This window comes from Sulfurimonas sp. (assembly GCF_029027585.1).
Lineage (GTDB): Bacteria > Campylobacterota > Campylobacteria > Campylobacterales > Sulfurimonadaceae > Sulfurimonas.
The window spans coordinates 830761-856450 of sequence record NZ_CP093397.1 but is presented as its reverse complement, the minus strand read 5'-3'; the positions used below and the strand labels follow the sequence as shown (position 1 = coordinate 856450).

Here is a 25690-nt window from a genome sequence, read left to right as displayed (position 1 = left end):
TCTTCTGTCTAAATCCATCCTTTGGAATCTTCTAAAATAACTTTATTGTTAATGTTATAAACTTCAATAAGTAAAGAAATTAAATCCGTACCTTGGTTAAAATATTTGTTGGTATTTAAATTTATCTCTTTTTTTCTTAAAACATTTGTTTTTGTTAAATAAATATAAGCCTTGCTATCTTGTTCAATTTGAGCGAGTTTTATAGAAATGTCTGCTTCAAAATGACTTTTATTTTTAGATATTACAACTTGCATATCTGCTAATAACTTTGAGTTTAAATTTTCTATCTCATGTATTATTGCTAGCATCTGAGCATTTTGCTTTGGAGTAATCTTTCTTTTTGCAACTATACCAGAACCCATACCTCGCATCTGTCCAACATACTCAGTAAAAGGTAAAATAACTTCCATCATAATAGTTGATAGTTCCTTACCTAATAGATTTAAATCTTCAGAACCACGCTTAGAAACACTTTGTGCAAGCATTAAAGTTTGTTCTATTAATTCTGTATATTTGCTAAATACACCAGCAGGCTCTCTATTAAATGCTACTCTATTAAGTGATATTAATGATTGAGATATTGAAGTTGCTCTAGAGTTTATAATAGGGTCAGCAGCTAATGGAAGTGACTCCATTATTCCTATGGCTTTTTTCATATTTTTTCTTGTTCCATAAACTAAAAGCATAGAAGTTGTATTTCCATTGAGGTAATTATTTGTTAAACCTCTTGTTTTTTGAGTTGCTATTACTAAATCTTTAAGAGCACCAATGTACTTTGAATTTTCTTCTTGCCCAGAATTACTAAATAAAGATTTGGCATTTAGGGTAAATATCAAACTCATTATTATAAGAAGTATACGCATTATTTTATCCTTAGTCGTTTAAATGTTTATATTGTATCACTTTTTCTTTATTAGTAACTAATTCCTGTTGCATTTCTTATTTTTTCTATCATTGGAGAGGCTACTTTTTTTGCTTTTTTTGCACCATGCTTTAAAATATCTCTGACTTCATCTTGATTTTTTTCATAGTAAGAGCGTTTTTCTCTAAATTCTGCAAAATATTTCCACATAACTTCAGCTAGATAGAGTTTAAAATGACCATGACCTTCTTTGCCACTTTTGTATCTGTTTTGAAGTTCAATAAGTTCATTTTGATTTAAAAAGAGTTTTGCCATGTTGTAAACATTACAGTTTTTATACTCTTTTGGCTCCTCCATTGCTACATTTTCAGTCACAATCTTTTTGATAGTTTTTAATTGCTTTTTTTGTTCCCCAAAAATATTTACAATATTTCCATAACTCTTTGACATCTTTTGCCCATCAACACCTGGAACAGTTTGTACTTCTTCTTGAACTCTAAACTCAGGAACTGTTAAAATATCTCCATATTTATTGTTAAATTTAATTGCCACATCTCTAGCGATTTCAACATGTTGAATTTGGTCTTTTCCAACAGGGATAATTTCTGAGCCAAAGATTAAAATATCTGCTGCCATAAGAACAGGGTATGAAAATAAAGAGTGATTTGTAGCTTGTCCTCTGGCAGTTTTATCTTTGTAGCTGTGAGCTCGTTCAAGTAAACCCATAGGAGTGTATGAAGATAGAACCCAGTAAAGTTCAAGTACTTCTTTTACATCTGACTGAACCCAAAATGTTGATTTATTTGGGTCGATTCCAAGTGCTAAAAAATCTGTCGCACATTGCATTGTAAGTTCACTTAACTTTTTGCCATCATTGATACTTGTTTGTGCATGATAGTTTGCGATAAAAGCAAAAGTATCACTATCTTTTTGAGCATCTACCATCTGCTTTATGGAGCCAAAATAATTTCCAATATGTAAATCTCCAGATGGTTGAATACCCGTTAAAACTCTCTTCATATTTTAAAATCCTAAATTTATTTCTCGTATTATACCAATCTCAGCTTTATTTTGTTATTATAATCTTCTATATAAAGTGGCAAGAAGCCACTTAACAAAGGATTTATTATGAATGTACAAATTCGCGCAAAAGATATTACACTTCACGCTAAGAACAAAGCTCACATCGAGTCTGCTATACAAGGCTTTTCAAAATACACGCTAGATATAACTACTGTTAATGTCAATGTAAAAGCTGAGAAAAAAGGTGTTTCTATAGAGTTTGATATTCATATCGCTCATGCTTCTCCCGTTGTAATAAACCAAGCTGATGACAATTTAGATACTGCTATTGACTTAGCGATAGACAGAGCTTCAAAAGCACTTCGTCGTTTACATACAAAAGTGATTGACCACTCCAAAGGTTCTATCAAAGATATAAAAACACTTGACGCATAGTCTTAATTAGGAATTTATTTGAAATATTTAGTTTTATTGTTTTTGTTTTTAAGTTTGAGCGCAGATAAGGATTATTCCCTTAGACTTGCTCATGGTAAGGTTACAGATAGTACTTTTGGGGAGGTTCTTTTTTTAGATATTAAATCATATCCGCAAGATTTAAAAGTAACTGCCTTAGATGGCGGATATGTTTTAAAAAAACGGGCTTTTGATTTACCGTTTGATATCTACGGGCGAGCTGGTTTTGCTCAGTTTGATGAGGCAGGTTTGCAAGATAATATATATGAAGGAACTCTTTATATAAAAGCTTATTGGAATATAGATTTTTACAAAAATAGAGTTAGAATAGGTCTAGGTGAGGGAGTTTCTTACACAAGTGGAATTCTTTATGTAGAAAAAAAGAGGCATTAGACAATAATGACAATAATTCTAAAATCTTAAACTATATGGAAGTGAGTGTTGATTTTGATTTAGCAAAACTGATAAGGTATAAGCCTTTAGATGAACTATACTTAGGTTTTACTCTAAAACATCGTTCCGGTGTCTTTGGTTTAATTAATGATGTTGAAAAAGGTGGTTCTAACTATTATACTATTTCAATAGAGAAGAATTTTTAATTAGATGAATATTATGGATTATTATTTATGGATAGTTGTATTTCATATCATGGCAGTCATATCATGGATGGCAATGCTTTTTTATCAACCAAGATTATATGTATATCATACAGAGTATAAAAACAAACCAGAATTTGTGGAAGTTGTAAAGATTCAAGAGTATAAAATGTATAAATACATAGGACTTCCTGCAATGTGGGCAACGGTAATTAGTGGGGCTTGGATGCTGCTACTTAGACCAGATTTATTAGAAAATGATATATGGATGTATGCTAAAATCTTGGTAGTTATTGTGTTGATGGTTTATTCATTTTCTTTAGAATATTACAGAGTCCAACTTGAAAAAGAAAACTATTCTAAAAGTGGAAATTTCTTTAGAGCTTACAATGAAGTGCCAACTGTATTGTCTTTGTTGATTGTAGGGTATGTAATTACTAAAACATTTTCTTTTGCTTTTACTTTTATAACATTGGCAATTGGGGCTTTTGTAATTTATAGAGTTATAAAACAAACACCTAAAGACGCATAGAAGGAACTATTTTCCTTCTACTTCTCACCTTTCTTTTTAGCTTTAAAAAGAACTGGTGTTCCAGTAAAGTTAAAAGCTTCTCGTAATTTATTTGTCAAATATCTTCTATATGTAAAGTGAAGACCACTTGGTTTGTTCATAATAATTGCAATTTTTGGGGGTCTTGTTTCATACTGTGTTGCGTAGTAAATTCTTATAACTTGCCCACTTACACTTGGTAAAGTATGGCGTCTTAAAGCTTTTTCTACAACTTCATTTATTTTTGAAGTGGAGATGCGTTGAGAGTAGTTTTCATTTATCTCTAAAATCATTTCATGTAGTTTATCAACTCTTTGGTGTGAAAGAGCAGATAAAGTGATAATAGGTGCATAAGCTAAAAATTTAAATCTATCTCTAACTTCTTTTAGGATTTTATCATGATCTTCTTTTTTAGAGATATCCCATTTGTTTAAAACGATGATAGATGCTAATCTATTGCTATCAACCAAACCAGCAATTTTTTCATCCAAATCTAAAAATGGTTCACTGGCATCTAAGACAATTAGAGCCATATTCGCACTTTCTAGCATCTCTGTTGTTCTCATAAGAGCATACTTCTCAATACCTAAAATTTTACCTCTTCGTCTTAACCGGCAGTATCAACAAAGGTTATTTGCTTGTCTTTGTAATCTACTGTTTCATCAATAGGGTCAATTGTAGTTCCAGCCACACTACTAACAACAGAGCGTTCTTCACCTAGAAGAGCATTTAAAAGTGAACTTTTCCCAACATTTGTTCGTCCGATAATTGCGATTTTAATGTGGTTTACATCATTTTCATCAAACTGTTTTATTAAGTCATTTTGAGCAAAAATAGAGTTATCTACTTCTTCACTTTCATCCCAATATGTAAAACCATCATCTTCTTCATCTGTATGAGAATATTTAGCAAAAAAATCATCATCACTAATCTCATCTTCTGTGACTTTAGTTAGCTCTTGTTCTTCGCCATCTTCTTTTACGATATCACTATCTGGAACTTTAGAAACTATCCACTCAAGTAGTTCAACTGTGTTTCTGTTGTGCGAAACAGAGATACCAAATATAGCATCTGTACCAAATTCATAATAATCCCAAAGTTTTTCTTTCATTTTATCGTTATCTATTTTGTTAACAACTAAAGCCATATCTTTACCCATAGCTTGAAGTTCATAAAAAAGTTTTTTATCTTCGTCTTCTGGAATTCCTTTTCCATCAACCATGTAAAGTATGATATCCGCTTTGTAAGCGGCTTTTAGTGACATCTCTTTAATCTTATCAAATAACTCACAACCCTTATCTAGTCCACCAGTATCTAGAAGTTCAACTTGTTTATTTATAATAATTGCATTTTTTCTTTTCACATCTCTTGTTGTTCCAGCTTGTTGGGATGTTATAGCATCTCTTTTTTTGATTAGACGATTAAAAAGTGAGCTTTTCCCAACATTTGGACGACCGATAATTGCGATTTTTTTTCATGAGTTAGAACCTTGTAGATAGAAGTAGAAATATTTATGGAAGTATATCTAAAAAGTGAAAGTATGTCATTGTGAACGAAGTGAAGCAATTTATGTAGCGTAAAAAAGCTACAAATTAATCTATAACCATCCACACAAAAAGTTCACCAGAGATTTTATCTTGATAAATCTTTTGTATATGTGCAGTAATCATGTTATTTGTTTGGTAATTAGCACCAACATTTATCCTAGTGTTTCCTTTGCCATTTGTATAACTTTCTTGTTTTGTCATACTCATTTGAACCTTTACTCCTCTTTGGAGTGAAAGTTCATCTAAAGCACGAGTAATAGCGAGTCTTCGTTGGCTTGACATTTTTTGATCATAAGTTCTCATAGAACTTCCAACTGCACCATTCTTACCATCTTGATTTGGATTTAAAATCCAAGTCGGAGTGCCATTAGATGCGCTTGGAGCAGGTTGTGAATTACAACCTACTAGAACAAAAAGCAGTAAAAAAGAACTTAATAACTTAATCATTATTCAGTTGGAAATTCTTTATCTAGACCTTCTAAAGCATTCTTAGATTGAAATTGTTGCCATAGAGCTTGGTCATTTTTAAAACTTGTTTTAATAGCTTTTTTAACTTCACCATTTACTGTAGCTTCAGGAACTGTAACTAACATATATAAAGCACCAGATGGAGCAGTCCAAGCGTCAACAGCTTTTGAACCTTGTAAATCAACTTTTGCAATTTGTTTTGAAACAGCAGTATTTACTTGATCAATAGTTTCTCCTTCACCTACACCAGTTGTGCGAGTAAAAGTTTCTACTTTGTCTTTTACTTGAGATTTGATTTGTTGAGCTAAGTCTGAACGACCATTTGCTAAAGCAATTCTTCTCATATGTCCCATGCCAGCAGCACTTTTTTGAGCTATACCAACACCAGCATAAGCACCTTCAACCATAGGAACACAAGCCCATTTTGGAGCTAATTGTTTCTCTACTCTACAACGATTATCAAACTCTTCTTCTTGTGGTTCCGGGGCACTACCACCACATCCTGTAATTGTTGCAGCTATTAAACCTGCTAATGCGATTGATGATAAAGTTTTGATCATTTTGATCTCCTTTTTTTATTATAATTGATTATACTATTAGTAATCTTAAACAATATTTATTAACTATGAAATTCTTTTAAATTTTCTTTTAAAGACCTCGATTAAATTTCAGTATAATACTTCCATGAAATATTACTCCTATGAAAATTTTAAATGTGACACAAAAAAGTTACTTTTAGATGTAAAAATATTTGAAGCAGAAGTTATTGTTGGCATTGCTAGAGGTGGACTAACCCTATCTCATGCTTTAGCAGAAGGTTTAGATATACGAGAAGTTCAAACTCTACGAACCGAACTTTACGATAAAACTTGCAAAAGAGAGATGCTTAGTATCTTTGGAGATTGTAATTTTAAAAATATTTCTAGAGTATTAGTAGTTGATGATATAGCAGATAGTGGAGATACATTAAAAGCTATTATGGGGTATCTAGAATTAAAACATGCAAAGATAGAGTTTAAATCAGCAACTCTATTTTATAAAAAAACATCTGTTTATGAGCCTGATTTTTGGATAAATGAAGCAGAAGAATGGATAGATTTTTTTTGGGAAAGAGATTTCAAGGTGAATTGAGCCTTAGCTCAAGAGAGAATAGCCTGGGCTGTAAACCTTTACTTCAATGACCCTTATGCTCTTTAGCAAAATCAGTTTCGTAAATATAAGTAGAAATTTCTTTTAAACTTTGTAAATCATAGTGTAGATAAGGCATAAGTTCATACCTTTTTACAGCCTCTAGCATTATAGAAGTTTCTTCTTTGGGATTTTGTACCCACTCTGACATATATGCGACGAAATCTTCTTTTTTAGGAAATGATATTAAATATTTTTCTTTTATTTGCATTATAGAGGGAGCGGACACAGCTTTGGTTTCAATATGGCAAGCTATACAGTTGCCATGAAACAAAAGTGAACCATAATCACTAGCAGATAAATTTAGTGACAATAGAAGTAAAAATAAAAAGTTTTTTATTTTTTGACCTTTTTTATCATCTCATATGCCTGATTTATTTCTTGTGTTTTTGCAGTTGCTTTTTGCATATAATCTTCACCTTTGTTTTGAGATTTTATGATGTCTGGATGATACTTTCTTATGAGTTTTCTGTATGCTTTTTTGATAACACTCATTTCATCACTCTCATTTACACCTAAAAGTTTATAAGCATCTGTGATATTCGCTTTAGGGTGGATGTTTTTCATCATTTTTTCAAATTGGTCAAATATTGCATGGTAAGCATCTGGGTCAAACTCAAAAGCTTGTGCTATTGTTTGTAAAACATCATCTTCACTTTGTGAAACTTCGCCGTCAATGAAGGCTAGTTGGATTAAAAAGCCCATGAACTGTTGTTCTTTCGCTTTATCTCTTCTTATCGCTTGACCTAGAGCTTGAGCCACTTCTTCTAGATTGTCACTTCTATCTTTTTCTTCATCAAAAATCTGTTTTAGTATATCTTTTGTTTTGCTTGGTTCTGGGAAAACTGCAGAAATATCATCAAACATTATGCCAATAAGTTGGGCTTCAAGTGCATCTACTTTTCCATCTGCTTTAGCAACTTTTGCAACTAAAGCTACAAAAAGACCTAAGTCACTTTTTTGTAAAGATTCTTTAGAAATAGAGAAGTTTTTAAAAGCTTCTTGAGAGTAGTTTGTAAAACGAGCGTAACTTTTAAAAACCTTGTATAAAATATATCCAATGATAAATAAAATTATTAAATTTCCCATAATTTTTCCTGTGTAGATTAGTTTATTTTGTGATTATATAAAATGCAAGTTAATAGATGGGTATAATTGCATCTATGAAACTAATAAAAAATTTAAATAATGGCGTAAAGTATATGCTGATGGCATCTTTTACTTTTGCCATAATGGGTGCATTAGCAAAGCTTGCATCTGGACACATGTCTTCACTCGAAGTTGTGTTTTTTAGAAATATATTTGGTGTCGCTCTTATAAGTTATGCAATATATAAAAAGCCAATGACTCATAGCGGAGGGAAACCTTATTTACTTCTTTTTCGTGGAACCATGGGTTTTACTGCACTTCTAGCATACTTTTACAACATAGCAAATATACCGCTTGGAGATGCTGTAACCTTTAGTAAAACTGCTCCAATTTTTACCGCTATTTTTGCTTGGTTTTTTTTAAAAGAAAAACTTTCTACTTCTGCTTGGTTTGCTATATTCATAGGCTTTGGTGGGATAGTTCTTATTACTCAGCCAAGTAGTATGGGTTTTACTAAGTATGATTTACTTGGTATATTTAGCGGAATTGGAGCGGCTTTAGCTTACACTTCAGTTAGAGAACTTAGAAAGTTTTATGACACAAGAGCCATTGTTTTATCTTTTACTCTTGTTGGAACTATTGGACCGATAATCCTTTTTATACTCTCAGAATTTATAACAAATCCAGACTTGGATTTTATGCTTGGTAAGTTTATTATGCCAACTGGCATTGTTTGGTTATATGTTATTGGACTAGGTATTTTAGGAACTTTTTCTCAGTATTTTATGACAAAAGCTTATGGCGAAACTAAGGCAGGAATAGTTGGAGCTGTAAGTTATACAAATATTATTTTTGCTATTTTAGTTGGTATGATGCTAGGTGATTCTTTACCAAATATGACAACAACAATAGGCATAGTTCTCATCGTCTTTGCAGGGATAATGGTGGCTAAGGCTAAGTAACTTTAGATTAATTCCAATATGATATAATCTTCCTTTATTTTTATGGGAGAATATATGACGCTATTAACAGGACCTTGTGTTATTGAGAGTGAAGAAAATATTTTTAAAATAGCTAAATCGTTAGAGAAATATTATAATGATGATACGATTGATTTTTATTTTAAAGCTAGTTTTGATAAGGCAAATAGAACATCTTTAGAGAGTTTTCGTGGGCTTGGAATCCAAGAAGGTTTAAGAATCTTACAAAAAGTAAAAGATGATTTTGGATACAAAATCGTTACTGATGTGCATGAATCTACTCAAGTAAATGCAGTTGCCCAAGTTGCAGATATGTTGCAAATCCCTGCTTTTTTATGTCGTCAAACTGATTTGTTAGTTGCTTGTGCAAAAACAAGCCGTAAAATAAATATTAAAAAAGGGCAGTTTTTAAGCGGAGATGCAATGGAGTATCCAGTTTTAAAAGTACTTCAAACTCGCGGATGCCCAGATGCTACTTATGAAAACTCACTAAAACATGGTGTTTACCTTTGTGAGAGAGGAAACTCTTTTGGTTATGGAAACATGGTTGTAGATATGAGAAACTTAGTAACTATGAGAGAGTTTGCACCCGTAATATTTGACGCAACACACTCAGTTCAGATGCCAACAGCAAAAGATGGTAAAACTGGTGGAGATAGTTCAATGGTTCCATACTTAGCATCTGGAGCAGCAGCGGTTGGGGTAGATGGTTTTTTTATGGAAACGCATTTTGACCCAAGTATCGCTCTAAGTGATGGACCAAATATGGTAAAACTAGAAGAGTTAGAAACTCTAATAACAAGAATTAAAAAAATACAAGAAATTTAAGGAATAAGAATGAAATTAGTTGAAGGTAAATTAAAAGTAATAAACGGCAAAAAAATTGTAATAGTTAGCACAAGATGGAATCATTTTATAGTTGATAGATTAGTTGAAGGTGCTGAAGATGCATTTTTGCGTCATGGTGGAAACGAAGATGAATTAACTCATGTTTTAATCCCAGGAGCATTTGAACTTCCAATGGTTGTTGACCAACTTTTAGCAAGTGGAAAATATGATGCAGTTTGTGCTTTGGGTGCAGTTATCAGAGGGGCGACTCCTCATTTTGATTATGTTGCTGCTGAAGCTACAAAAGGTATAGCTACTATGAGTTTAAAGTATCAAAAACCAGTTTCTTTTGGACTTTTAACAACTGATACGATTGAACAAGCGATAGAAAGAGCTGGAACAAAAGCTGGAAACAAAGGTTTTGAAGCGATGACAACTGTTATTGAGATGCTAGACCTTTATGAGAACATCTAATGGCGACTAGACATCACGCTCGTATGGCTGTTGTAAGCCTACTTTATGCTTATGATTTAGGAAATGGAAATATTGCTGAGCATACAGATGAAATCTTAGAAGAAAAAAAAATTCGTAATAAACAAAGAGATTTTGCACTTGGACTTTTTTCAGGTGTAATGGATAATCTTGAAGCTTGTGATAAGGCGATAATAGAACACTTAAAAGAGTGGGATTTTGATAGATTAGGAAGTATAGAAAGAGCTACTCTTAGACTTGCAACTTTTGAGATTTTGTTTGGCGAGTTAGATTCTGCTGTTGTTATAAATGAAGCTGTAGAAATTACAAAAGCATTTGGAACTGAACAATCTCCAAAATTTATAAATGGTGTTTTGGACGCGATATCAAAAGACACATAAGGATATAAATAATGAAAAAGTTAATCTTAGTATTTGTTTTAGCGATAGTTACAAGCTTAAGTGCAAGTGATATAATTGTAAAACAAAGTAATTGTAGCGTTGATAAAACAGTTAAAAATATAAAAAAAATCGTAAAGAAAAAAGGCTTAAGTGTTTTTGCAACTATCAATCATAAAGGTAATGCAAAAATGGTAGGTATGAAACTTCGTGCTTCAAAAATGGTAATCTTTGGAAATCCTAAACTTGGAACTGCTTTAATGAAGCAAGATATGAGAGTAGGGCTTGACCTACCTCTTAGAATATTAGTTTTTAAAGATAAAAATGGCAAAGTTCAAATGGCATACAGAGATGGTTCTTGGTTGGCTGACAAACATATTATAGATGCTCCTAAAAAAGTTCAAAAAATAAACAAAGGCATGGACAATATAACTACAAAAGCTGGACAATGCAAAAAAGGTTAAGTAAAAAAGAAGCCCTTGATTTAATCAAAAATACCGATTTAAAAACACTTGGAAAAATGGCAAGTGCGAGAAAAAAAGAGCATCATCCAAAGGGTATTACAACATTTGTAATAGATAGAAATATCAACTATACAAATATTTGCTGGGTTGATTGTAAATTTTGTGCTTTTTACAGACATGAAAAAGATGTAGATGCTTATGTCTTAACCTTTGGGGAGATAGATGTTAAGATAGATGAACTTCTAGAAATTGGTGGAACACAAATCTTGTTTCAAGGTGGAGTTCATCCAAAACTCAAAATAGAGTGGTATGAAGATTTAGTCGAGCATATTCATACAAAATACCCAACTATAAATATTCATGGTTTTTCTTCTATTGAGATTGATTTTATAGCCAAGGTTTCTAGAATTAGCGTTGAAGAAGTTTTAGAGCGACTAAAAGTTAAAGGTTTGGCATCTATACCAGGAGCTGGAGCAGAGATACTTAGTGATAAAGTTCGAGATATTATCGCGCCTAAAAAGATAGATAGTGAGGTTTGGATAGATATACATAGAAAAGCTCATAAACTCGACATCATGAGTACTGCAACTATGATGTATGGAACTGTTGAGAGTGATGAAGATATTATAGAGCATTTTGATATGGTTAGAAAACTTCAAGATGAAACAGGTGGTTTTAGAGCTTTTATCATGTGGAGTTTTCAAGGGCAAAATACTGAGCTTTTACGACTTATCCCAGATATGGAGAAACCTACTTCAAATAGATACTTAAGACTTTTAGCTGTTGCTAGATTATACCTTGATAATGTACCTAATATTCAAAGTTCTTGGGTTACTCAAGGTGCATACATCGGTCAAATGGCACTTAGATTTGGAGCAAATGACCTAGGTTCAACTATGATGGAAGAAAATGTTGTAAGTAGTGCAGGCGTTACAAATACAATGGCAAAAGAAGAGATGATAGAGCTTATACGAGATATTGGCGAAACACCAGCTGTAAGAAATACAGCCTACAAAATACTAAAGAAGTTTTAATGAAATACCTTTTAATATTACTAATGACAGGACAGATGATAATGGCAACAACAATACAATATTTGCAAGTAGATGGGTTAAAAATACCTTTGATTTATGAAGAAGATAAAAGACTACCTCTTGCAACAATGCAGTTTATTTTTCAAAATAGTGGAAGCATAACGGATACAAAAAAAGCAGGTTTAGCAAGATTTAGCGCTAGAGTGATGAGTGAGGGAACTAAAAAATTAGGCTCATCTGCTTTTGCAGAAGTTTTAGAGAGCAAGGCTATTCACATATCAGCATCTGCTGGTAAGGAAACCTTTGTTGTTGAAGTTGGATGTTTAAAAGGTGAGTTTACTCAAGGACTTAAATATTTTGACGCTTTACTAAAAGACCCTAACTTTAGTGATGAGGTTATGAGTAAAATCGAAACAACAACCATCGGTTCATTAAGTGCAAAAGCAAATGATTTTGACTATGTAGCATCTAATGAACTCAAGGCTATTTTGTTTAAAGGCACACCTTTAGCAAATCCATCTTCTGGAACTATAAAAAGTGTTGAGAGTATAAATTTAGATGATGTGAAAGGCTTTGTAAAAGAGCATCTAGTGAGTTCTAGACTTATTGTAGTTCTTGGTGGAGATATAGATATAAATAGTGCAAAACTTAAAATCAAAAATATTATTAAAGCTATGCCAAAAGGTGAGATGGAAGCTTTAAAACATTATGAAGTAAGTAAAAAAGCAACTCAAAGCATCTTAAAAAGAGATACTAAGCAAGCTTATGTTTATTTTGGTTCACCTTACAATATGAGAGTTGATTCTGAGGATTATTATAAGGCTAGAGTCGCAACTTTCATACTTGGAACAGGTGGTTTTGGTTCAAGACTTATGGAAGAGATACGAGTTAAAAAAGGTTTGGCATATTCGGCTTATGCAAGAGTAAGTGTTAGTAAATCAAGCTCATATATGACTGGATATTTACAAACAAAACTAGAGTCACTCGAAGATGCTCAAAAAACTGTTAAAGAAGTTGTAGCTAAGTTTGTAAAAGATGGTGTTACAAAAGAAGAGTTAGAACAAACTAAAAAGTTTCTTTTAGGAAGTGAGCCATTAAGAGTTGAAACAATGGGACAAAGACTTAACAGAACTTTTATGGAATTTTATAAAGGTCAAGAGCTGGGACATTCAGCACAAGAACTTAAAAAGATTAAAAAACTAAAACTTAAAGATTTAAATGAATTTATCAAAAGTCATAAAGAGATTTTAGAAATGAGTTTTGCTATAGTTACAAAATAAAATTCAGAAATATTGCAATTTGCAATATTTTACAGAGAGGTTTATAAAAAGAGCTATTATTAGTAACTCAAGGAAATTAAATGAACCTCACAAAAGATATTCAAACAAAATTTTCAAAACTAAAGATAAACTCTTGGTGTGAACTCTCTCTTATGCTTCCACATTCTTATGAAGACTTAACCTTAAAAAATACTATAGATATGGGGAAGGCTCAGCTTATAGATGCTAGTGTTGAGTCAGTTTTTCGCTCACCTAATACAATCCAAATAACTTTTTATGCACACAATCTAGGACATACTATAAATGGTGTTTTATTTCGTCCAAAACCTTATATGATGCATCAGTTTAAAGTTGGAGAAAGGGATTATTTTTATGGTGTTATCGACTGTAAAGTTGGTAACTGTAGTATGAGTATGCCAAGGAAAATCAGCACCATAGGCTCCATAACCCCAAAATATAAATCAACTCTTAGAAGTGATGTTATGCTTCGTTTAGTGCAAAATAACCTTACTTTAGAACTACTAAAATCAGAAGGTTTAAAAGAAGAAGTAGCACAAGAGATTTTAAAACTTCACTTTCCAACAACTATGATAAACTTAAAAGAGTTAGATAAAAAAAGTATAGATGCTTTAAAGTACTTAGAGCTTTTTATCTATATGAAGTTGTTAGCATCTAAGCGAAGATATTTTGAGCCTCTTGTAAGGGTAGATGCAACTTATGATGATTGGACTTCATCATTACCTTTTAAGTTAACCAAAGAGCAGATGCTAACCATAAAAGATATAAAAAATGATTTTGCCAAAGATGTCGCTTCAAAACGAATGATAGTTGGTGATGTTGGTAGTGGAAAAACTATGGTTATCTTAGCATCTGCATATATGATGAGAAAAAGTTATTCAATCTTAATGGCACCAACTACTTTGTTAGCAAATCAACTGTTTGAAGAAGCACAAAAGTACCTTCCAAATATGACTACTATTTTAGTAACCAATAAAACAAAAAAAATAGATTTAAGTGAGTATGATTTTATCATAGGAACTCACGCTCTTTTATATAGAGAATTGCCATCTGCTGGTTTGGTTATGGTAGATGAGCAGCATCGTTTTGGAACACAGCAAAGAAATATGTTAGAAAAACTTGTTAGTTCTAAAGAAAAAAAACCACACTTTTTACAGTTTAGTGCAACACCGATTCCAAGAACACAAGCGATGATTGAAACTGCGCATATAGATGTAAGTTTGATTACTACAACTCCTTTTAAAAAAGATATAACTAGTGAAGTGATTCATAAAAATGATTTTTCTGAGTTACTAGAACGAATAAAAAAAGAGATAGCTAAAAATAATCAAGTTCTTTTAGTTTATCCACTTGTTGAGCAAAGTGAAGTTTTAGAGTATCAAAGTATAGATGAAGCTCGTGGATATTGGGAAAAAAACTTTGATGATGTATATGTGACGCATGGAAAAGATAAACATAAAGAAGAAGTACTTTTAGAGTTTAGAGAAAAAGGAAGTTTACTTATAGCTACAACTGTTGTAGAAGTCGGTATATCACTTCCAAGGCTTTCTACGGTGGTAATTGTAGGTGCTGAGCGTTTAGGTTTATCAACCCTGCATCAACTTAGAGGTAGGGTGAGTAGAACAGGATTAAAAGGGTATTGTTATTTATATACAAATCAAAGTTCATCAGATAGGCTTGATGAATTTGTAAAAACTACTAGCGGTTTTGATATAGCAAATTTGGATTTAAAATTTAGAAAAAGTGGTGATTTGCTTAGAGGAAGTTCTCAAAGTGGAAGTCAGTTTAAGTGGATTGATTTAGCACTAGATGAAGATGTTGTACGAGCGGTAAAAAAGGACTTAATATAGTCCAAATTTACCATCGTTTCTTTTGTAAAGAACACGAGTTTTACCTTCGTTATCTAAGAAGATTTCAAACATTTTGTTACTATCTTTTAGGTCTGTTAAAACATCTTCAACTTCACGAGGTTTATAGAGGTCAAGCTCAACTGGTACGATTTCATCTTCACCAGCCTCTGCTTCTTCTTTGAGGTTTACATTTTCAGCTTTGATTTCATTTAAGCCAACTTTACGATGTCCAACATCTTTGTCATGCATACGACGAATAGCTTTTTGTGCTCTACTTGTTGCCATATCAATAGCAGCATATAAATCATCATCACTCTGTTTTATAATAATAGAGTTTTTATGTGCAAGATTTATAACAAACTCAACACTTGAATGTTCTTTACCTTTTTTTGTTTGAGCAGATGCTACAACATTTACAGAGATAATATCCATATTGTACTTGCTAAGTGTTTCTATAGAAGTTGTCATGTGAGTTTTTATTGGTTCAGTTAGTTCTAGTTGTCTTCCTGTAAGGGAAATATTCATAAAAGAATCCTTTTAATATTTTAATTTTGTGATTATAACATTAAAAGGTTTATGTAAAACTATAATTTTTGAAGGCTTCTTCTAAAATATCGTATAGGTTCTGTTGTCCCAGCTGGATTTGCTGTTACAGTTATGTCCATTAGGACTGTTCCATTAGTATCAGTTGTGTTGATGTCAAAGTATTTTGTTCCTCCAGCTGATATAGGTGGATCGCATGGAGATGGAGTAGTATAAACATAATACAAACTTACATTGATATCATATATACCATCGTGAGTAAAATTTAGATTTGGTGGGGTACATGGAGGATTTTGAGATATCTTAAGCATAATATACTCAGCTGTACTATGAGAAAGTAGTATTGATTGTTCATAAAGATATAAGTCTGTAGTTCTTTTTGATGTTTGGGTTGCAAGGGATAAAGATAGAGCCATTACAGTAGCAATAACAACAAGAACAATTATTGCCATCATCATTGCCATACCATTTTTAGAAGTTTTTGTGTTTTGAGAAGTTCTTAAAAAACAGTTTTTTCTTTGCATATTGAATACTCCTCATTTGTTAATAAGCTTTTTGTACAAACTTGTATTTTTATTAGTGAACCTATAGATCTAAATTGAAATGAACTTACATTTTCCATAATTATGCTATCTCTTCCATGAGTATTGTAAACTTCACCTTCCCAAGGTTGATAGTCATACCAAAGAGTTAAAGTTCCAGTATTACTTGTGTTATTATAATCACGAAGTTCTACAGCATAAGCAGTCCATGCCAATTTATAATACTCCCAAATACCAACTCCTGAAAAATTAATGGCACCACTATCTGGAATAAATTGATTTATTTGTCCAGTTAATGTTATAGGATGCATACTGTGATTTTGGTCTGTTATGTTTACATCATATCCCCAAGCAGTTTCAGGTTGTAAAGGTGTTGTTGTCATGGGAGAAGAGCCAATAAAATAAATTGCACTATTATTTATCCCAGAGTTGCCATCTGATAAGCTATTTATAAGATTATTGATTGCTGTTGTATTTGTCTCTTTTGATACTAATGTAGTTGCATTACTATCATCTAGGTCTATAATTCCACTCCAGTAAGGTAGAGTATCTCCTCTAAAGCCTGCTATATCGGCACTTATCCACTCAAGAACTGTAGCATTTACATCACTAACACTATTTTGAAGAGATTGTGGTGTACCAGGATAGCCAGCTGTTGTATTTCTCATGATGCTAGACTCTTTGATTCGATGTTGAAGTCTTGAGGAAATAAACTCAACTGATGAAGCACTATTAGATTGTAATTCATTATTGATTTTAGAGAAAATAAAATTGTTGTATGCTTGAGCTAAAAACTCTACTCCAAATTTTGCTAAGATTGCCATGATAACTATAACAAATACGAGTTCAATCATTGTGAAAGCTTTACGAAGATGCGTCCTTACTTTTTTTTCTTTAAGATTCATTAGTAAGTCCTAGGTAGTGTATATGCAACTTCACCAATGTTTGCACTATATGTTTTTAAGCGAGTGATAACTGTAACATTGTCATCAGCATCTAAAACTGTTATGATTATCTCTTTCATGTTTGGGTCATTACCTGTTCCATCTTCAAACTCTGCACCAGCTCCTGTTCCTCCATTTGTAACAGTTAAAGTGGAATTGTAAAGTTTTTTGTAACCCTCTGCTGATGTGGTTGCACCAACTATATATACTGATTGAGCTCCATGTGCAGCTTCGTGAAGTGAATCACTATGAAATCCAGTTATATCAGGGCGTAGACTTAAATCTTCTAAGCATCTTCTATGGATATGTCCAACTCTTCTATTTGGTGTACCAAGAGCTGTACACCCACCAATTGCGGTATTTACAACTCTAGCATTATCTGAATCAATCAACTCATCATCCATAGAATTTTCATCCCACCTGTATGTGCTTGCTTCATTTAGACCAGCAACGGATACAAAAATAGCCTCTTGAACAAGACTATCTTCAATTGTTTTAAGAGTAATTTGAGTCATCATCGGCAGTGACATTACCGATATAGAGATAATAACAATAGCAAATATCAGCTCTATCATAGTAAAGGCAAGTTTGTGAGTGTTTTTATTTACCACATTGTTCTCCTATTTGTTATGCCTTTTGCTTTAGTTGTAGTAGTTGTGTTATTTTCAGCTTTACCACTCCAAGCACCAGCTTTACTAAAGTTAACTTGAAATTTATTACTTGTTGCTGAGGCATTATTTTCATCATAAATAAGCCAAGAATCTGGAGTATTTTTCATGTCTGCTAGATATGGGTAAGTTATTCCATTGTACTGTAGATAATACTCAAAATTAAACACACCACCACTTCTGCCTAAACCATTAGTTACAAATCCAGCATCTTCACTAACTGGTCCAATAAGTCCGTCGTTGTTTCCTTCCCTATGCCATGAGTTAGCGAACCATCTTATATCGCCTGTTCCATTATTATTAAAGGCAGGTACTAAAGGAGGGTTATCACTATAGACTTGGTATATAAGTCTTGGGTTATTCGCATCAGGGCTTGCACTCGTAATACATGGACCCGTTACATGACAAATCTTAGTTATAGCCCTTTTAGGACCTTGTGCACGACCATAAAACATGGTAGCATTTACATCAATAATATGAGAAGCATCTGTCCCAATTTGTAAAACTGTTGTTTGATCAGAAACATTTAAATCATTCACATTTACAACAAAAGGATTTTTTGTAGCATTTACATCTCTCTCAAAGTTGAATTTTATTTGAAAGTCTGCACTTCCATTATGATCAGTTGTAAAAACTTGAGTTGGAGGAATAAGAAGACCTCCTTTTAAAAGGCTTGCAGTAGAGTTTACATCAATCGCACCGGTTGTGATAAAGTCTTTATAAATGATTTTGCCAATAGGATTTGGAAGAGTTAAGGTTCCACTTGGAATGGTATAGGCAAAATCAATATTTACATTACTTGCATAACAATCTTTAGAGTAATTGAGAGTAGGAGCATTTAGATGGTTTTGAGCAGTTGCACGAAAATTGAGAGTAACTGCCATATTTGTTAAATCATTAGATAGGTATGTGTAACCTGTTGCACTATTATGATTTATATTAGTTGGAGGTGTTGTAATATTAAAATGATGAGGTTTTATAAGTAAGTTAATAGCATTTGGAGTTATAAATCTATCTATATCTGGAGTATCATCTTTATCAACTAAAGCAAACTCTTGACCATCTACTTCTTGAAGTCTAAAACTATATTCACCAACATCACTAAGAGTATAAGTATGAGAATCTCGCCCATTACTAAAGCTATAAGCAGATTGATTTGTATCACTAAGGTCATCAGTACTACAATTTAAACCAAGATTTATTAGAGTTACATCTGTATCTAAATTATTAAAAGACACATTGTAGTCAGGAGCTATATTACCAGTAAAGTCATTAGCAAGATAGCTTATATTTGAATCTTGAGCTTTAACTATAAGCTTTCCCCCACTCTGAATTCCATCTAAGCTTCCAATTGCAAAATTATTTGGTCTAATCGCAAAATCATTCGATTCTGCTACTTGACATGGGCTATTGGGATTTCCAAGTGCATCATACCCAGTAGTACATGTCGCTTTTGTATTTGTTCCACTACCTGTTATGTTCCAGCAAGTATTCCAAAAGTTATTATAACTGCAATATTTAAATTGAAATACAACCCTTTTGTGTACGCTAGTTACTAATGACAATGCATTGTCAAGGGCTATAACACCTCTTGGATTTCCAGCAAGATTAAAATTATTATTAGTTCCGATTTGTCCATAATATTTTAAATCAGTAACATTAGTGACTGGAAGTCCGTTTATCTCTGATTGTTCTATTTTTGTCAGAAAAATTCCTGCACTTATATTTTGATCATCTACTATTTCTGCTCTGTTTTGACTTAGAAGTAGAATATCAAAGTTTTTTGCTTCATTAAGAATTTTTGTAGTTATATTTAAGTCACTTGGAGTTGTTATAGGATAGCCACTGCTAGTGTCTATTGCAGGATTTGGACGATCTATAATTGTAAATGGACCTTCTGTAAGTCCATAACGACTAACTCCAAGGTAATTATCCCAAGACATACACAGATAATCATAATATGAGTAGAATGCATTATTGTCATCATTATGGTAAACATTACCGTTGCTATCAGAAATAAAGTTAAGCCAAGCATCTTGTGTATAGTTACCATTTGGCTCATAGTAAGGGGCTCTATGTACACTTGTTCCACCCCCTCCAATACCAGGAGCGGTCACACTGAATTCTGGAGTACCATCATTTTGATTTGTTAAGTAGTTACCTGCACCCACATCAGCTATCCACCATTGATTACCATCTGATATAGCTGATAAAGAAGGGTCAGTTGGATTGTTTTCTATCATATCTCGGAGTGTAGTTCTCCATCCCATAATGCCCATAGTTCCATCATCAGGAGTAAGAAGACTATTGGTATAGTCTGTACAAGTAGAAGCGCCTGAAGCTATTCCAGAGTTCATGCATCTTCCAGTCATATTATTATTATTGGACCAAGAAAGTGATCTGCCATCAGCATAATGGTTTCCACTTTGTGGAAAGTAAAGTCCAAATGGTCCATAAGGCCAAATCTCATTATATCCTTCACCCTGAATATAGTATTCTTTTGATGGAGTATTGGTGTATATTTTATATTTTTCACGGATAGTACCTGTATAGTTTATCCATTCAGATTTATTATCAAATAAATATGTTCTTGTTCTTTGAAATGTATCCTTTGTATTTGGAACAAAAAATAAAAGACCAAGTTGAGAACAAGTATCATGATATATATTTGGATGTGTGCGAACTTGTGACATAGTTTTTATATCATTTTTGGAATTAGTTACTTTTGCATCAAGAGCCATAACAAATGTCCAAGCTTGTTTAATATCTTCTTGATATTTACAATATGCTACAAATGGTCTAAATTTTGTTGTGATTAAATCCCCAATAACTCTTCCACCCTTGTCTGGATCTACCCAAAAATAACCGTTTGAGGCACCACCTAATGTTGGCAGATGAGTAGCGTCATCTGGAACCTTTTGAAAAATTTGTCTGCAAGTTTCTTCAAGAATTTCACTATTATAAGCTCCAGTAATTGATCCATTTGTTGTTCCCATAATATCTGAAAATGTTAAATATTTATAGTTTGTTAGTAGTTTAAGTTGCATTTGTTCAACTTTACATCGTCCGTTTGTATAATCAAGTGTATTTATTTTAACAGCTTGATTCCATGCACCTTTACGAAGTTTACCATTATCACAATTTGATAAAGTTGTATTAGTCCAGTCAATGGAAAATGGAGTACCTATAAGATTAATATTACTAAAGTATCCTTGATTACTTGAACCTTCTGCTACTGAACTTGGTATTACTTTAATTGTGCTTCCAGATATAGATATCTGTAAAAAATTAAATGAATTTGCTGCTTCATTTATTCTAGAATTATCCGCTTCAGTATAGTAGTTAGAGGAAGGTAAGTCATCTTTAAATACGAAGTTATTATAGTGATTCTTAAGAGGTAGAGCAATTAAATCTCTAGGTGCTTTAGTACTAGTCCTATCACAATAGATTTCATAAGAATTAGAGTCATCTCCTCCATCAGGATCAACTATATGAAAACCTTCTCCAAGTCCATTTATTCTACAATAACTCGGAACACATGACTGGCAAACTCTTGATTTTAGAAGATAAGTAAATCCAGCTTTTTCATATGTAAATATTTTGTTTACAAATGTGCTGGTAAGAGTAGTGTTGAAGATTTTAATTTCGTCAATGAGACCAGAATAAGATCCATTAGCAAGAAGAAAATCATCGCTGCTAGCATCTTGTAAATTACCAGTGGCATTAACATCATCAGCATATTCAACACCATCAACATATAGCTTTAGTGATGGTGAGGCTGATCCATTGTAAGTAGCAGTTATGAAGTGCCATGAGTTATCTCTAACACTTACCGCTGAGTTAACAGAGATATTTGAAGAAGCTTTAACTGAAAGGTTTAATTTATTATTCGCCAATATTTGTAATTTAAAGTTATCTTTTGTAATAATGATACTTGTACTATTGTCATCACTTGATGGTTTTATCCAAGCACTGACACTGAACTTATCATTTGTTGTTCCAAAAATATCATTAAAATTACTGCCCATAGAGATTGAATCATCAACACCATCAAAAGAAGCACTAGAACATAAAATTAATTCATTTGAGTCTAATGATGTGCCGTTGTAGCTTACCCCATGTATAGATCCTATGGAGTCTGTAACTTCATTGCTCGAACCATCATAATAACATTCATCAAAACGGTATTCCGCATTTAGTATTTCAATGTTGATTTGAACATAATCAAGTTCTACTTGTTCACCAGCACCAGTAGTATTTGGATTAAAAGCTAAAATTATTTTACCTGTCGCATCTGTAGTTGCTGTAAATGATTCTGCATATGTTCCGTCTAGTGGAGAATAACTTTTTACATTAGTGCCATTTACAAGTGTGTTAAAATAATCTTGACTGCCTCCAGAATTCTCCCAGCCACCAGAAGTTCTATATCTTATATTTAAAGTAACAGTTCGGTTAGCATATAAAGTCCCAAAATTATAAGTTTTAGTAGCTGTATTATCCTTTGTAATAACTAACCATCCTCCAGCACTTGCTGAAACACCTGTACCAGTATAACCATCTGTACTACTATTAAATGTATCATTTGACAATTCTAACGCTGAGAGAGGAATAAAAAATAAAGCAAGTAGTAGCAGGAAAGAAAATTTTGTATTAAAAGTTTTCATAATGGTCTCCTTGAAGTAAAGTAAATGAGTGTACCAAAAAATAGGGCTCAACACTAAAATATTTATATATAACTACATTATACTACCATAAAAGAAAAAGAAAGCTTAAAGTAAATTAAGGTATAAGAATAATTTTTTCTATTGTAAGTTTTATTTTTGGTAGGTGTATTCTTAGAACTGTTTCAAGTATCTAATCATCTTTTTGAGATACAAAATACTCTATATCTATGATTGATTATAGTCTATTTTTTATATAGCTATTTGTTCTTCCTTTAAACATATTTGAATTTTTTCTAGTTTTGCAAATGCGTCATCTTTAAAAAAGATAGAATGATTTTTTTTATATTTATTATCAAAGTTCTGTTAAAACTTATCTTTCCAGCATTCTTTTAAAGAAGTTAAAAAATCTATAACTTTTTTGTCTTTACTTTTATAATCATCTATCTCTTTTTTTGTTTTTTTTATAGCATTTTCACATTCGCGTAGTATATTTTCATAATCATTTTTAGATAGCCCACAACTTCCAAAAGCAAATTTTCTATATGTTTTTTCTTTGAACCAAAGCTTAGCATCGCTAAGTTTAAGGGCAGGTATATCTTTTTTTATATAGATAGTTGTTGTTATAACATCGTATATTGGAGCAAGTGTGGCATCTTGGTAATCATTGTTATAAACAACACCATAATTTTTTAAATGTCCATCACCATTTTGTAAAAGATGATTCATGATTATGGCTTTAAAAAATATTTTAATAGAAATTTTTCTTTTTTGTGGAGGGATAATATCTTTTATAACTCTAACACACTCTTCATAACTCCCGTCATATTTTTCATCAGTGCCTCTTGCGGTAAGGACACACATATCTTCAAAGCCAAAGTAACTACCATCATCTTTAACATCAAATCTTTTCATAATAAACATGCTTCTATCATCACTTAAATGAAAATCTGGAGTAGGCAAGTTGGCATTTTGTACAGCTTTCATGCAAAAGTATTCATTAAGAGCCAATTCTGGATAGTTTATTTCAAAAGATTTGACTATGTAATGCTCAAATTTCATTGTTGTTTTGTTATGTGCACTTAGAAGTAGCTTTGGTTGTACCCCTGATATACCAGAGCGTATTGCAAACTTCTGCATTAATTCTTCAAATAGATTTTCTTTATTATTTTTCAAAATGCTATCTAGAGTAAGATTTTCTTCTGTATGAAGTAGGGTGTTAAACTTCACACGCCCTAGCATATATGGACCGATTAGTTTTAAAAAGTTTATATCATCCATCTTTTGTATTTTAGAAAAATGATTTTTGATGACATCTTTTAATGCACCTTCAGGCATGTTCATTTGAAATATTGGATGAAGCTTTTTTGACACCCAACTCTCATTACGGATGGGCATGGTTAATGATACTAATTTTTTTGCTTGGTTATTGTAGTTAAAAATGTATTTTTCATCTTCATAACTTAAGTATCCGCTAGGAGATTTATTTATAAAAACTTTTAAGTTATTTTCTTTCATCTTGAAGTTCTTCTAGTGTTTTTGGACGATTTTTTAAGCGAATACTAAACTCATAACCAAGCAAATCCAATATATTTTCTACTTTTTTAATTCCTACTTCATCAACAAAGCCATTTTCTATTTTAGAGATGGTTCTTTTTGTGATATTTGAAAATTTTTGCATATCATTTTGAGAGTAATTTTGTTCTTTTCGTAATGATTTGATTTTGTTAGATAGCTCAAGAAGTGTCAAAATTTATCCTAAAAAGAGAAGTATAATTCTCATTATATAAATAAATAGCTTAAAAAAGAATTATACTTCTTTTTTATTTATCCAAAAAAGTAGAAATTTTCTCAGCGATTCCATATTGTGTTGATTCTGCTAGTATGATTTGAGCAACTTTATTGTTGTCAGTGTTAAACACTAGAGGACCGATGAAATTTATGACAGAGTTTTCTATTGGAGTTTGTAGGAGTACAATATTTAATATTAAAAGGTTTGATTTTTCATCTATATCTAGTTTTTCTTTTATATGTGTTGGAACTTCAAAATCATATTCTCTTAGAACAAAAGGGTCGATAAGAGTAAAAGAGATATGCTCATCTTCCACTGAACGCATCTTCATAAAAATATCATCTATTTTTTGTAGCTCAACTTGTTTTATATTGTCAAATCCTAAAAGAGGTACACTAATGTCAAATTTCATAAAAAACCTTTTGTAAATATTTATTATTATAGCAGTTTAAAGCATAAAATGTACCTAGTTTAATAAGTGTTATATATCTTTTGGATAAAATACAAACTTATTAATTAGAGGAATATAATTTAATGAAATTTATAAAAAGTTTTTTACTAATCTTAATTGCTACTATATTATTTTTTAGTGGATGTTCAAAAGAGTTAGAAGAGTATAACAAACCAGCAGTTTATTGGTATGGAAAAATTATTGAAAATATTTCAAAAAGAGATTTAGAAAAAGCTGACGAATATTATAGTTCCCTTCAGGGCGAACATATTGGTTCACCACTTCTTCCCGAAGCTACAATGATTTTAGCAATCGCTCATATGCACTATGAAGAGTATCTCCTTAGTGAGCACTTTTTAAATGAGTATGTAAAAAGGTATGCAACAGTTAACGAAAAAGAAGATGCAGATTTTTTAAAAATAAAAGCAAAATATATGGCTTTACCAAACCCAAGGCGTGATCAAGCACTTATAAGTGATGCTATAAAAGAAGCGCAAAAGTTTAAGTATAACTATCCGAACTCTATGTATTACGCGGTAGTTGATACTATGCAAACAAGGCTTTTTATGGCCGAAGCTGCTCTAAATGAAACCATAGCAGACCTTTACGATAGGTTAGATAAACCAAAAAGTGCAGCACATTATAGAGCTATAAAACCACAACCATGGATAAAATGGGATGAAATAGATAGAGCAAATAGTGCTTGGTATAGAGAGTGGTTTGAAGGAGATGGGACTTCTAGTTGGTATGCTTTTATGATACCAGATACAAAAAGTGTTGTTTCAAGAAACTCAGTTCCTGATAGTGGTTTAGAGAAGAAAATTGAGCAAGTACAAAAAGTTCAACCTCAAAAACAAAAACAACAACTTAGTACATTTCAAGAGAGTGAATTAGCAAAAGCAAAAGAGTTAAGAGATAAAGGCATCTTAAGTGATGCAGAATATCAAACATTAAAAGAAAAAATATTAGAACTTTAATAAATTAGGATTT

The 25690-nt window shown here is 32.1% G+C and carries 28 protein-coding genes and 1 pseudogene; 14 read left to right on the top strand and 15 right to left on the bottom strand.

Annotated elements, in window-relative coordinates:
- Positions 1 to 8: 8 nt before the first annotated feature.
- On the bottom strand, positions 9 to 863 hold the full coding sequence (locus MOV50_RS04440; protein ID WP_321779199.1) for a nitrate- and nitrite sensing domain-containing protein: 855 nt from the start codon (positions 861 to 863) through the stop codon (positions 9 to 11).
- Positions 864 to 913: 50 nt separating this feature from the next.
- Complete coding sequence (gene trpS / locus MOV50_RS04435; protein WP_321779198.1) at positions 914 to 1882, bottom strand: tryptophan--tRNA ligase; 969 nt, start codon at positions 1880 to 1882, stop codon at positions 914 to 916.
- 108 nt (positions 1883 to 1990) lie between these two features.
- Between trpS and hpf (MOV50_RS04430) the strand changes: the two genes are divergently transcribed.
- The 4 genes from hpf (MOV50_RS04430) to MOV50_RS04415 are packed head-to-tail and all read left to right on the top strand — an operon-like array spanning position 1991 to position 3466.
- A complete protein-coding gene (hpf, locus tag MOV50_RS04430) occupies positions 1991 to 2320 on the top strand; it encodes a ribosome hibernation-promoting factor, HPF/YfiA family (RefSeq protein WP_321779197.1) in 330 nt (109 codons plus the stop codon).
- 18 nt (positions 2321 to 2338) lie between these two features.
- The gene (locus MOV50_RS04425) at positions 2339 to 2731 is read left to right on the top strand and encodes a hypothetical protein (protein WP_321779196.1); all 393 of its coding nucleotides are present in this window, start codon (positions 2339 to 2341) and stop codon (positions 2729 to 2731) included.
- A gap of 35 nt (positions 2732 to 2766) precedes the next feature.
- Positions 2767 to 2937: a hypothetical protein gene (locus MOV50_RS04420; protein WP_321779195.1), complete on the top strand. Its 171-nt coding sequence runs from the start codon at positions 2767 to 2769 to the stop codon at positions 2935 to 2937.
- 13 nt (positions 2938 to 2950) lie between these two features.
- Positions 2951 to 3466, top strand: coding sequence for a CopD family protein (locus tag MOV50_RS04415; protein ID WP_321779194.1), 516 nt, complete (start codon positions 2951 to 2953; stop codon positions 3464 to 3466).
- Between the two features lie 17 nt (positions 3467 to 3483).
- Here the strand turns inward: MOV50_RS04415 and der are convergent.
- From der to MOV50_RS04400, 3 genes and pseudogenes are all read right to left on the bottom strand, one after another.
- Positions 3484 to 4952: pseudogene (der, locus tag MOV50_RS04410) on the bottom strand (ribosome biogenesis GTPase Der).
- Positions 4953 to 5076: 124 nt separating this feature from the next.
- Positions 5077 to 5478 (bottom strand): hypothetical protein, encoded by a 402-nt coding sequence (locus MOV50_RS04405; RefSeq protein ID WP_321779193.1) that lies wholly within the window; start codon positions 5476 to 5478, stop codon positions 5077 to 5079.
- Entirely contained in the window at positions 5478 to 6059 is a 582-nt protein-coding gene (locus MOV50_RS04400; RefSeq protein ID WP_321779192.1) for an LPP20 family lipoprotein, read from the bottom strand. The genes MOV50_RS04405 and MOV50_RS04400 overlap by 1 nt, the downstream gene beginning before the upstream one ends.
- Positions 6060 to 6183: 124 nt before the next feature.
- Here MOV50_RS04400 and MOV50_RS04395 point away from each other — a divergent pair, with 124 nt between their 5' ends.
- On the top strand, positions 6184 to 6630 hold the full coding sequence (locus MOV50_RS04395) for a phosphoribosyltransferase (RefSeq protein WP_321779191.1): 447 nt from the start codon (positions 6184 to 6186) through the stop codon (positions 6628 to 6630).
- Positions 6631 to 6673: 43 nt separating this feature from the next.
- On the opposite strand, the gene MOV50_RS04390 is transcribed toward MOV50_RS04395, so the two are convergent.
- Both MOV50_RS04390 and MOV50_RS04385 read right to left on the bottom strand, forming a co-directional pair.
- Positions 6674 to 7000 carry a cytochrome C gene (locus MOV50_RS04390; RefSeq protein WP_321779190.1) on the bottom strand — a complete coding sequence of 109 codons (327 nt, stop codon included), beginning with the start codon at positions 6998 to 7000 and terminating at the stop codon, positions 6674 to 6676.
- A gap of 23 nt (positions 7001 to 7023) precedes the next feature.
- Positions 7024 to 7776, bottom strand: coding sequence for a TerB family tellurite resistance protein (locus MOV50_RS04385; RefSeq protein ID WP_321779189.1), 753 nt, complete (start codon positions 7774 to 7776; stop codon positions 7024 to 7026).
- Between the two features lie 56 nt (positions 7777 to 7832).
- Here MOV50_RS04385 and MOV50_RS04380 point away from each other — a divergent pair, with 56 nt between their 5' ends.
- From MOV50_RS04380 to recG, 8 genes are all read left to right on the top strand, one after another.
- The gene (locus MOV50_RS04380) at positions 7833 to 8738 is read left to right on the top strand and encodes a DMT family transporter (protein ID WP_321779188.1); all 906 of its coding nucleotides are present in this window, start codon (positions 7833 to 7835) and stop codon (positions 8736 to 8738) included.
- Positions 8739 to 8792: 54 nt separating this feature from the next.
- Positions 8793 to 9584 (top strand): 3-deoxy-8-phosphooctulonate synthase, encoded by a 792-nt coding sequence (gene kdsA, locus MOV50_RS04375; protein ID WP_321779187.1) that lies wholly within the window; start codon positions 8793 to 8795, stop codon positions 9582 to 9584.
- A 9-nt stretch (positions 9585 to 9593) separates the two neighbouring features.
- Complete coding sequence (ribH, locus tag MOV50_RS04370) at positions 9594 to 10058, top strand: 6,7-dimethyl-8-ribityllumazine synthase (protein WP_321779186.1); 465 nt, start codon at positions 9594 to 9596, stop codon at positions 10056 to 10058.
- The gene (gene nusB, locus MOV50_RS04365; protein WP_321779185.1) at positions 10058 to 10456 is read left to right on the top strand and encodes a transcription antitermination factor NusB; all 399 of its coding nucleotides are present in this window, start codon (positions 10058 to 10060) and stop codon (positions 10454 to 10456) included. The genes ribH and nusB overlap by 1 nt, the downstream gene beginning before the upstream one ends.
- Before the next feature lie 11 nt (positions 10457 to 10467).
- Positions 10468 to 10917, top strand: a complete 450-nt coding sequence (locus MOV50_RS04360) for a DUF302 domain-containing protein (RefSeq protein WP_321779184.1) — start codon at positions 10468 to 10470, stop codon at positions 10915 to 10917.
- Complete coding sequence (locus MOV50_RS04355; protein ID WP_321779183.1) at positions 10902 to 11951, top strand: dehypoxanthine futalosine cyclase; 1050 nt, start codon at positions 10902 to 10904, stop codon at positions 11949 to 11951. The genes MOV50_RS04360 and MOV50_RS04355 overlap by 16 nt, the downstream gene beginning before the upstream one ends.
- Positions 11951 to 13231, top strand: coding sequence for a pitrilysin family protein (locus MOV50_RS04350; protein ID WP_321779182.1), 1281 nt, complete (start codon positions 11951 to 11953; stop codon positions 13229 to 13231). The genes MOV50_RS04355 and MOV50_RS04350 overlap by 1 nt, the downstream gene beginning before the upstream one ends.
- A gap of 80 nt (positions 13232 to 13311) precedes the next feature.
- Positions 13312 to 15099: an ATP-dependent DNA helicase RecG gene (gene recG / locus MOV50_RS04345; protein WP_321779181.1), complete on the top strand. Its 1788-nt coding sequence runs from the start codon at positions 13312 to 13314 to the stop codon at positions 15097 to 15099.
- Here the strand turns inward: recG and hpf (MOV50_RS04340) are convergent.
- The 8 genes from hpf (MOV50_RS04340) to fliW all read right to left on the bottom strand — a co-directional run bounded on the left by hpf (MOV50_RS04340) (position 15091) and on the right by fliW (position 24661).
- Entirely contained in the window at positions 15091 to 15624 is a 534-nt protein-coding gene (gene hpf / locus MOV50_RS04340) for a ribosome hibernation-promoting factor, HPF/YfiA family (RefSeq protein ID WP_321779180.1), read from the bottom strand. The genes recG and hpf (MOV50_RS04340) overlap by 9 nt on opposite strands.
- A 59-nt stretch (positions 15625 to 15683) precedes the next feature.
- Positions 15684 to 16166: a hypothetical protein gene (locus MOV50_RS04335; RefSeq protein WP_321779179.1), complete on the bottom strand. Its 483-nt coding sequence runs from the start codon at positions 16164 to 16166 to the stop codon at positions 15684 to 15686.
- A complete protein-coding gene (locus MOV50_RS04330; RefSeq protein ID WP_321779178.1) occupies positions 16142 to 17089 on the bottom strand; it encodes a type II secretion system protein in 948 nt (315 codons plus the stop codon). The genes MOV50_RS04335 and MOV50_RS04330 overlap by 25 nt, the downstream gene beginning before the upstream one ends.
- Positions 17089 to 17739, bottom strand: a complete 651-nt coding sequence (locus MOV50_RS04325) for a type II secretion system protein (RefSeq protein ID WP_321779177.1) — start codon at positions 17737 to 17739, stop codon at positions 17089 to 17091. The genes MOV50_RS04330 and MOV50_RS04325 overlap by 1 nt, the downstream gene beginning before the upstream one ends.
- Positions 17733 to 22460: a LamG domain-containing protein gene (locus tag MOV50_RS04320; protein ID WP_321779176.1), complete on the bottom strand. Its 4728-nt coding sequence runs from the start codon at positions 22458 to 22460 to the stop codon at positions 17733 to 17735. The genes MOV50_RS04325 and MOV50_RS04320 overlap by 7 nt, the downstream gene beginning before the upstream one ends.
- A gap of 363 nt (positions 22461 to 22823) precedes the next feature.
- Complete coding sequence (locus MOV50_RS04315; RefSeq protein WP_321779175.1) at positions 22824 to 23975, bottom strand: type II toxin-antitoxin system HipA family toxin; 1152 nt, start codon at positions 23973 to 23975, stop codon at positions 22824 to 22826.
- Positions 23962 to 24207 carry a helix-turn-helix transcriptional regulator gene (locus MOV50_RS04310; protein ID WP_321779174.1) on the bottom strand — a complete coding sequence of 82 codons (246 nt, stop codon included), beginning with the start codon at positions 24205 to 24207 and terminating at the stop codon, positions 23962 to 23964. The genes MOV50_RS04315 and MOV50_RS04310 overlap by 14 nt, the downstream gene beginning before the upstream one ends.
- 73 nt (positions 24208 to 24280) lie before the next feature.
- Positions 24281 to 24661, bottom strand: a complete 381-nt coding sequence (gene fliW / locus MOV50_RS04305) for a flagellar assembly protein FliW (RefSeq protein WP_321779173.1) — start codon at positions 24659 to 24661, stop codon at positions 24281 to 24283.
- Positions 24662 to 24783: 122 nt separating this feature from the next.
- Here fliW and bamD point away from each other — a divergent pair, with 122 nt between their 5' ends.
- Entirely contained in the window at positions 24784 to 25677 is an 894-nt protein-coding gene (bamD, locus tag MOV50_RS04300; RefSeq protein ID WP_321779172.1) for an outer membrane protein assembly factor BamD, read from the top strand.
- Positions 25678 to 25690 lie beyond the last annotated feature (13 nt).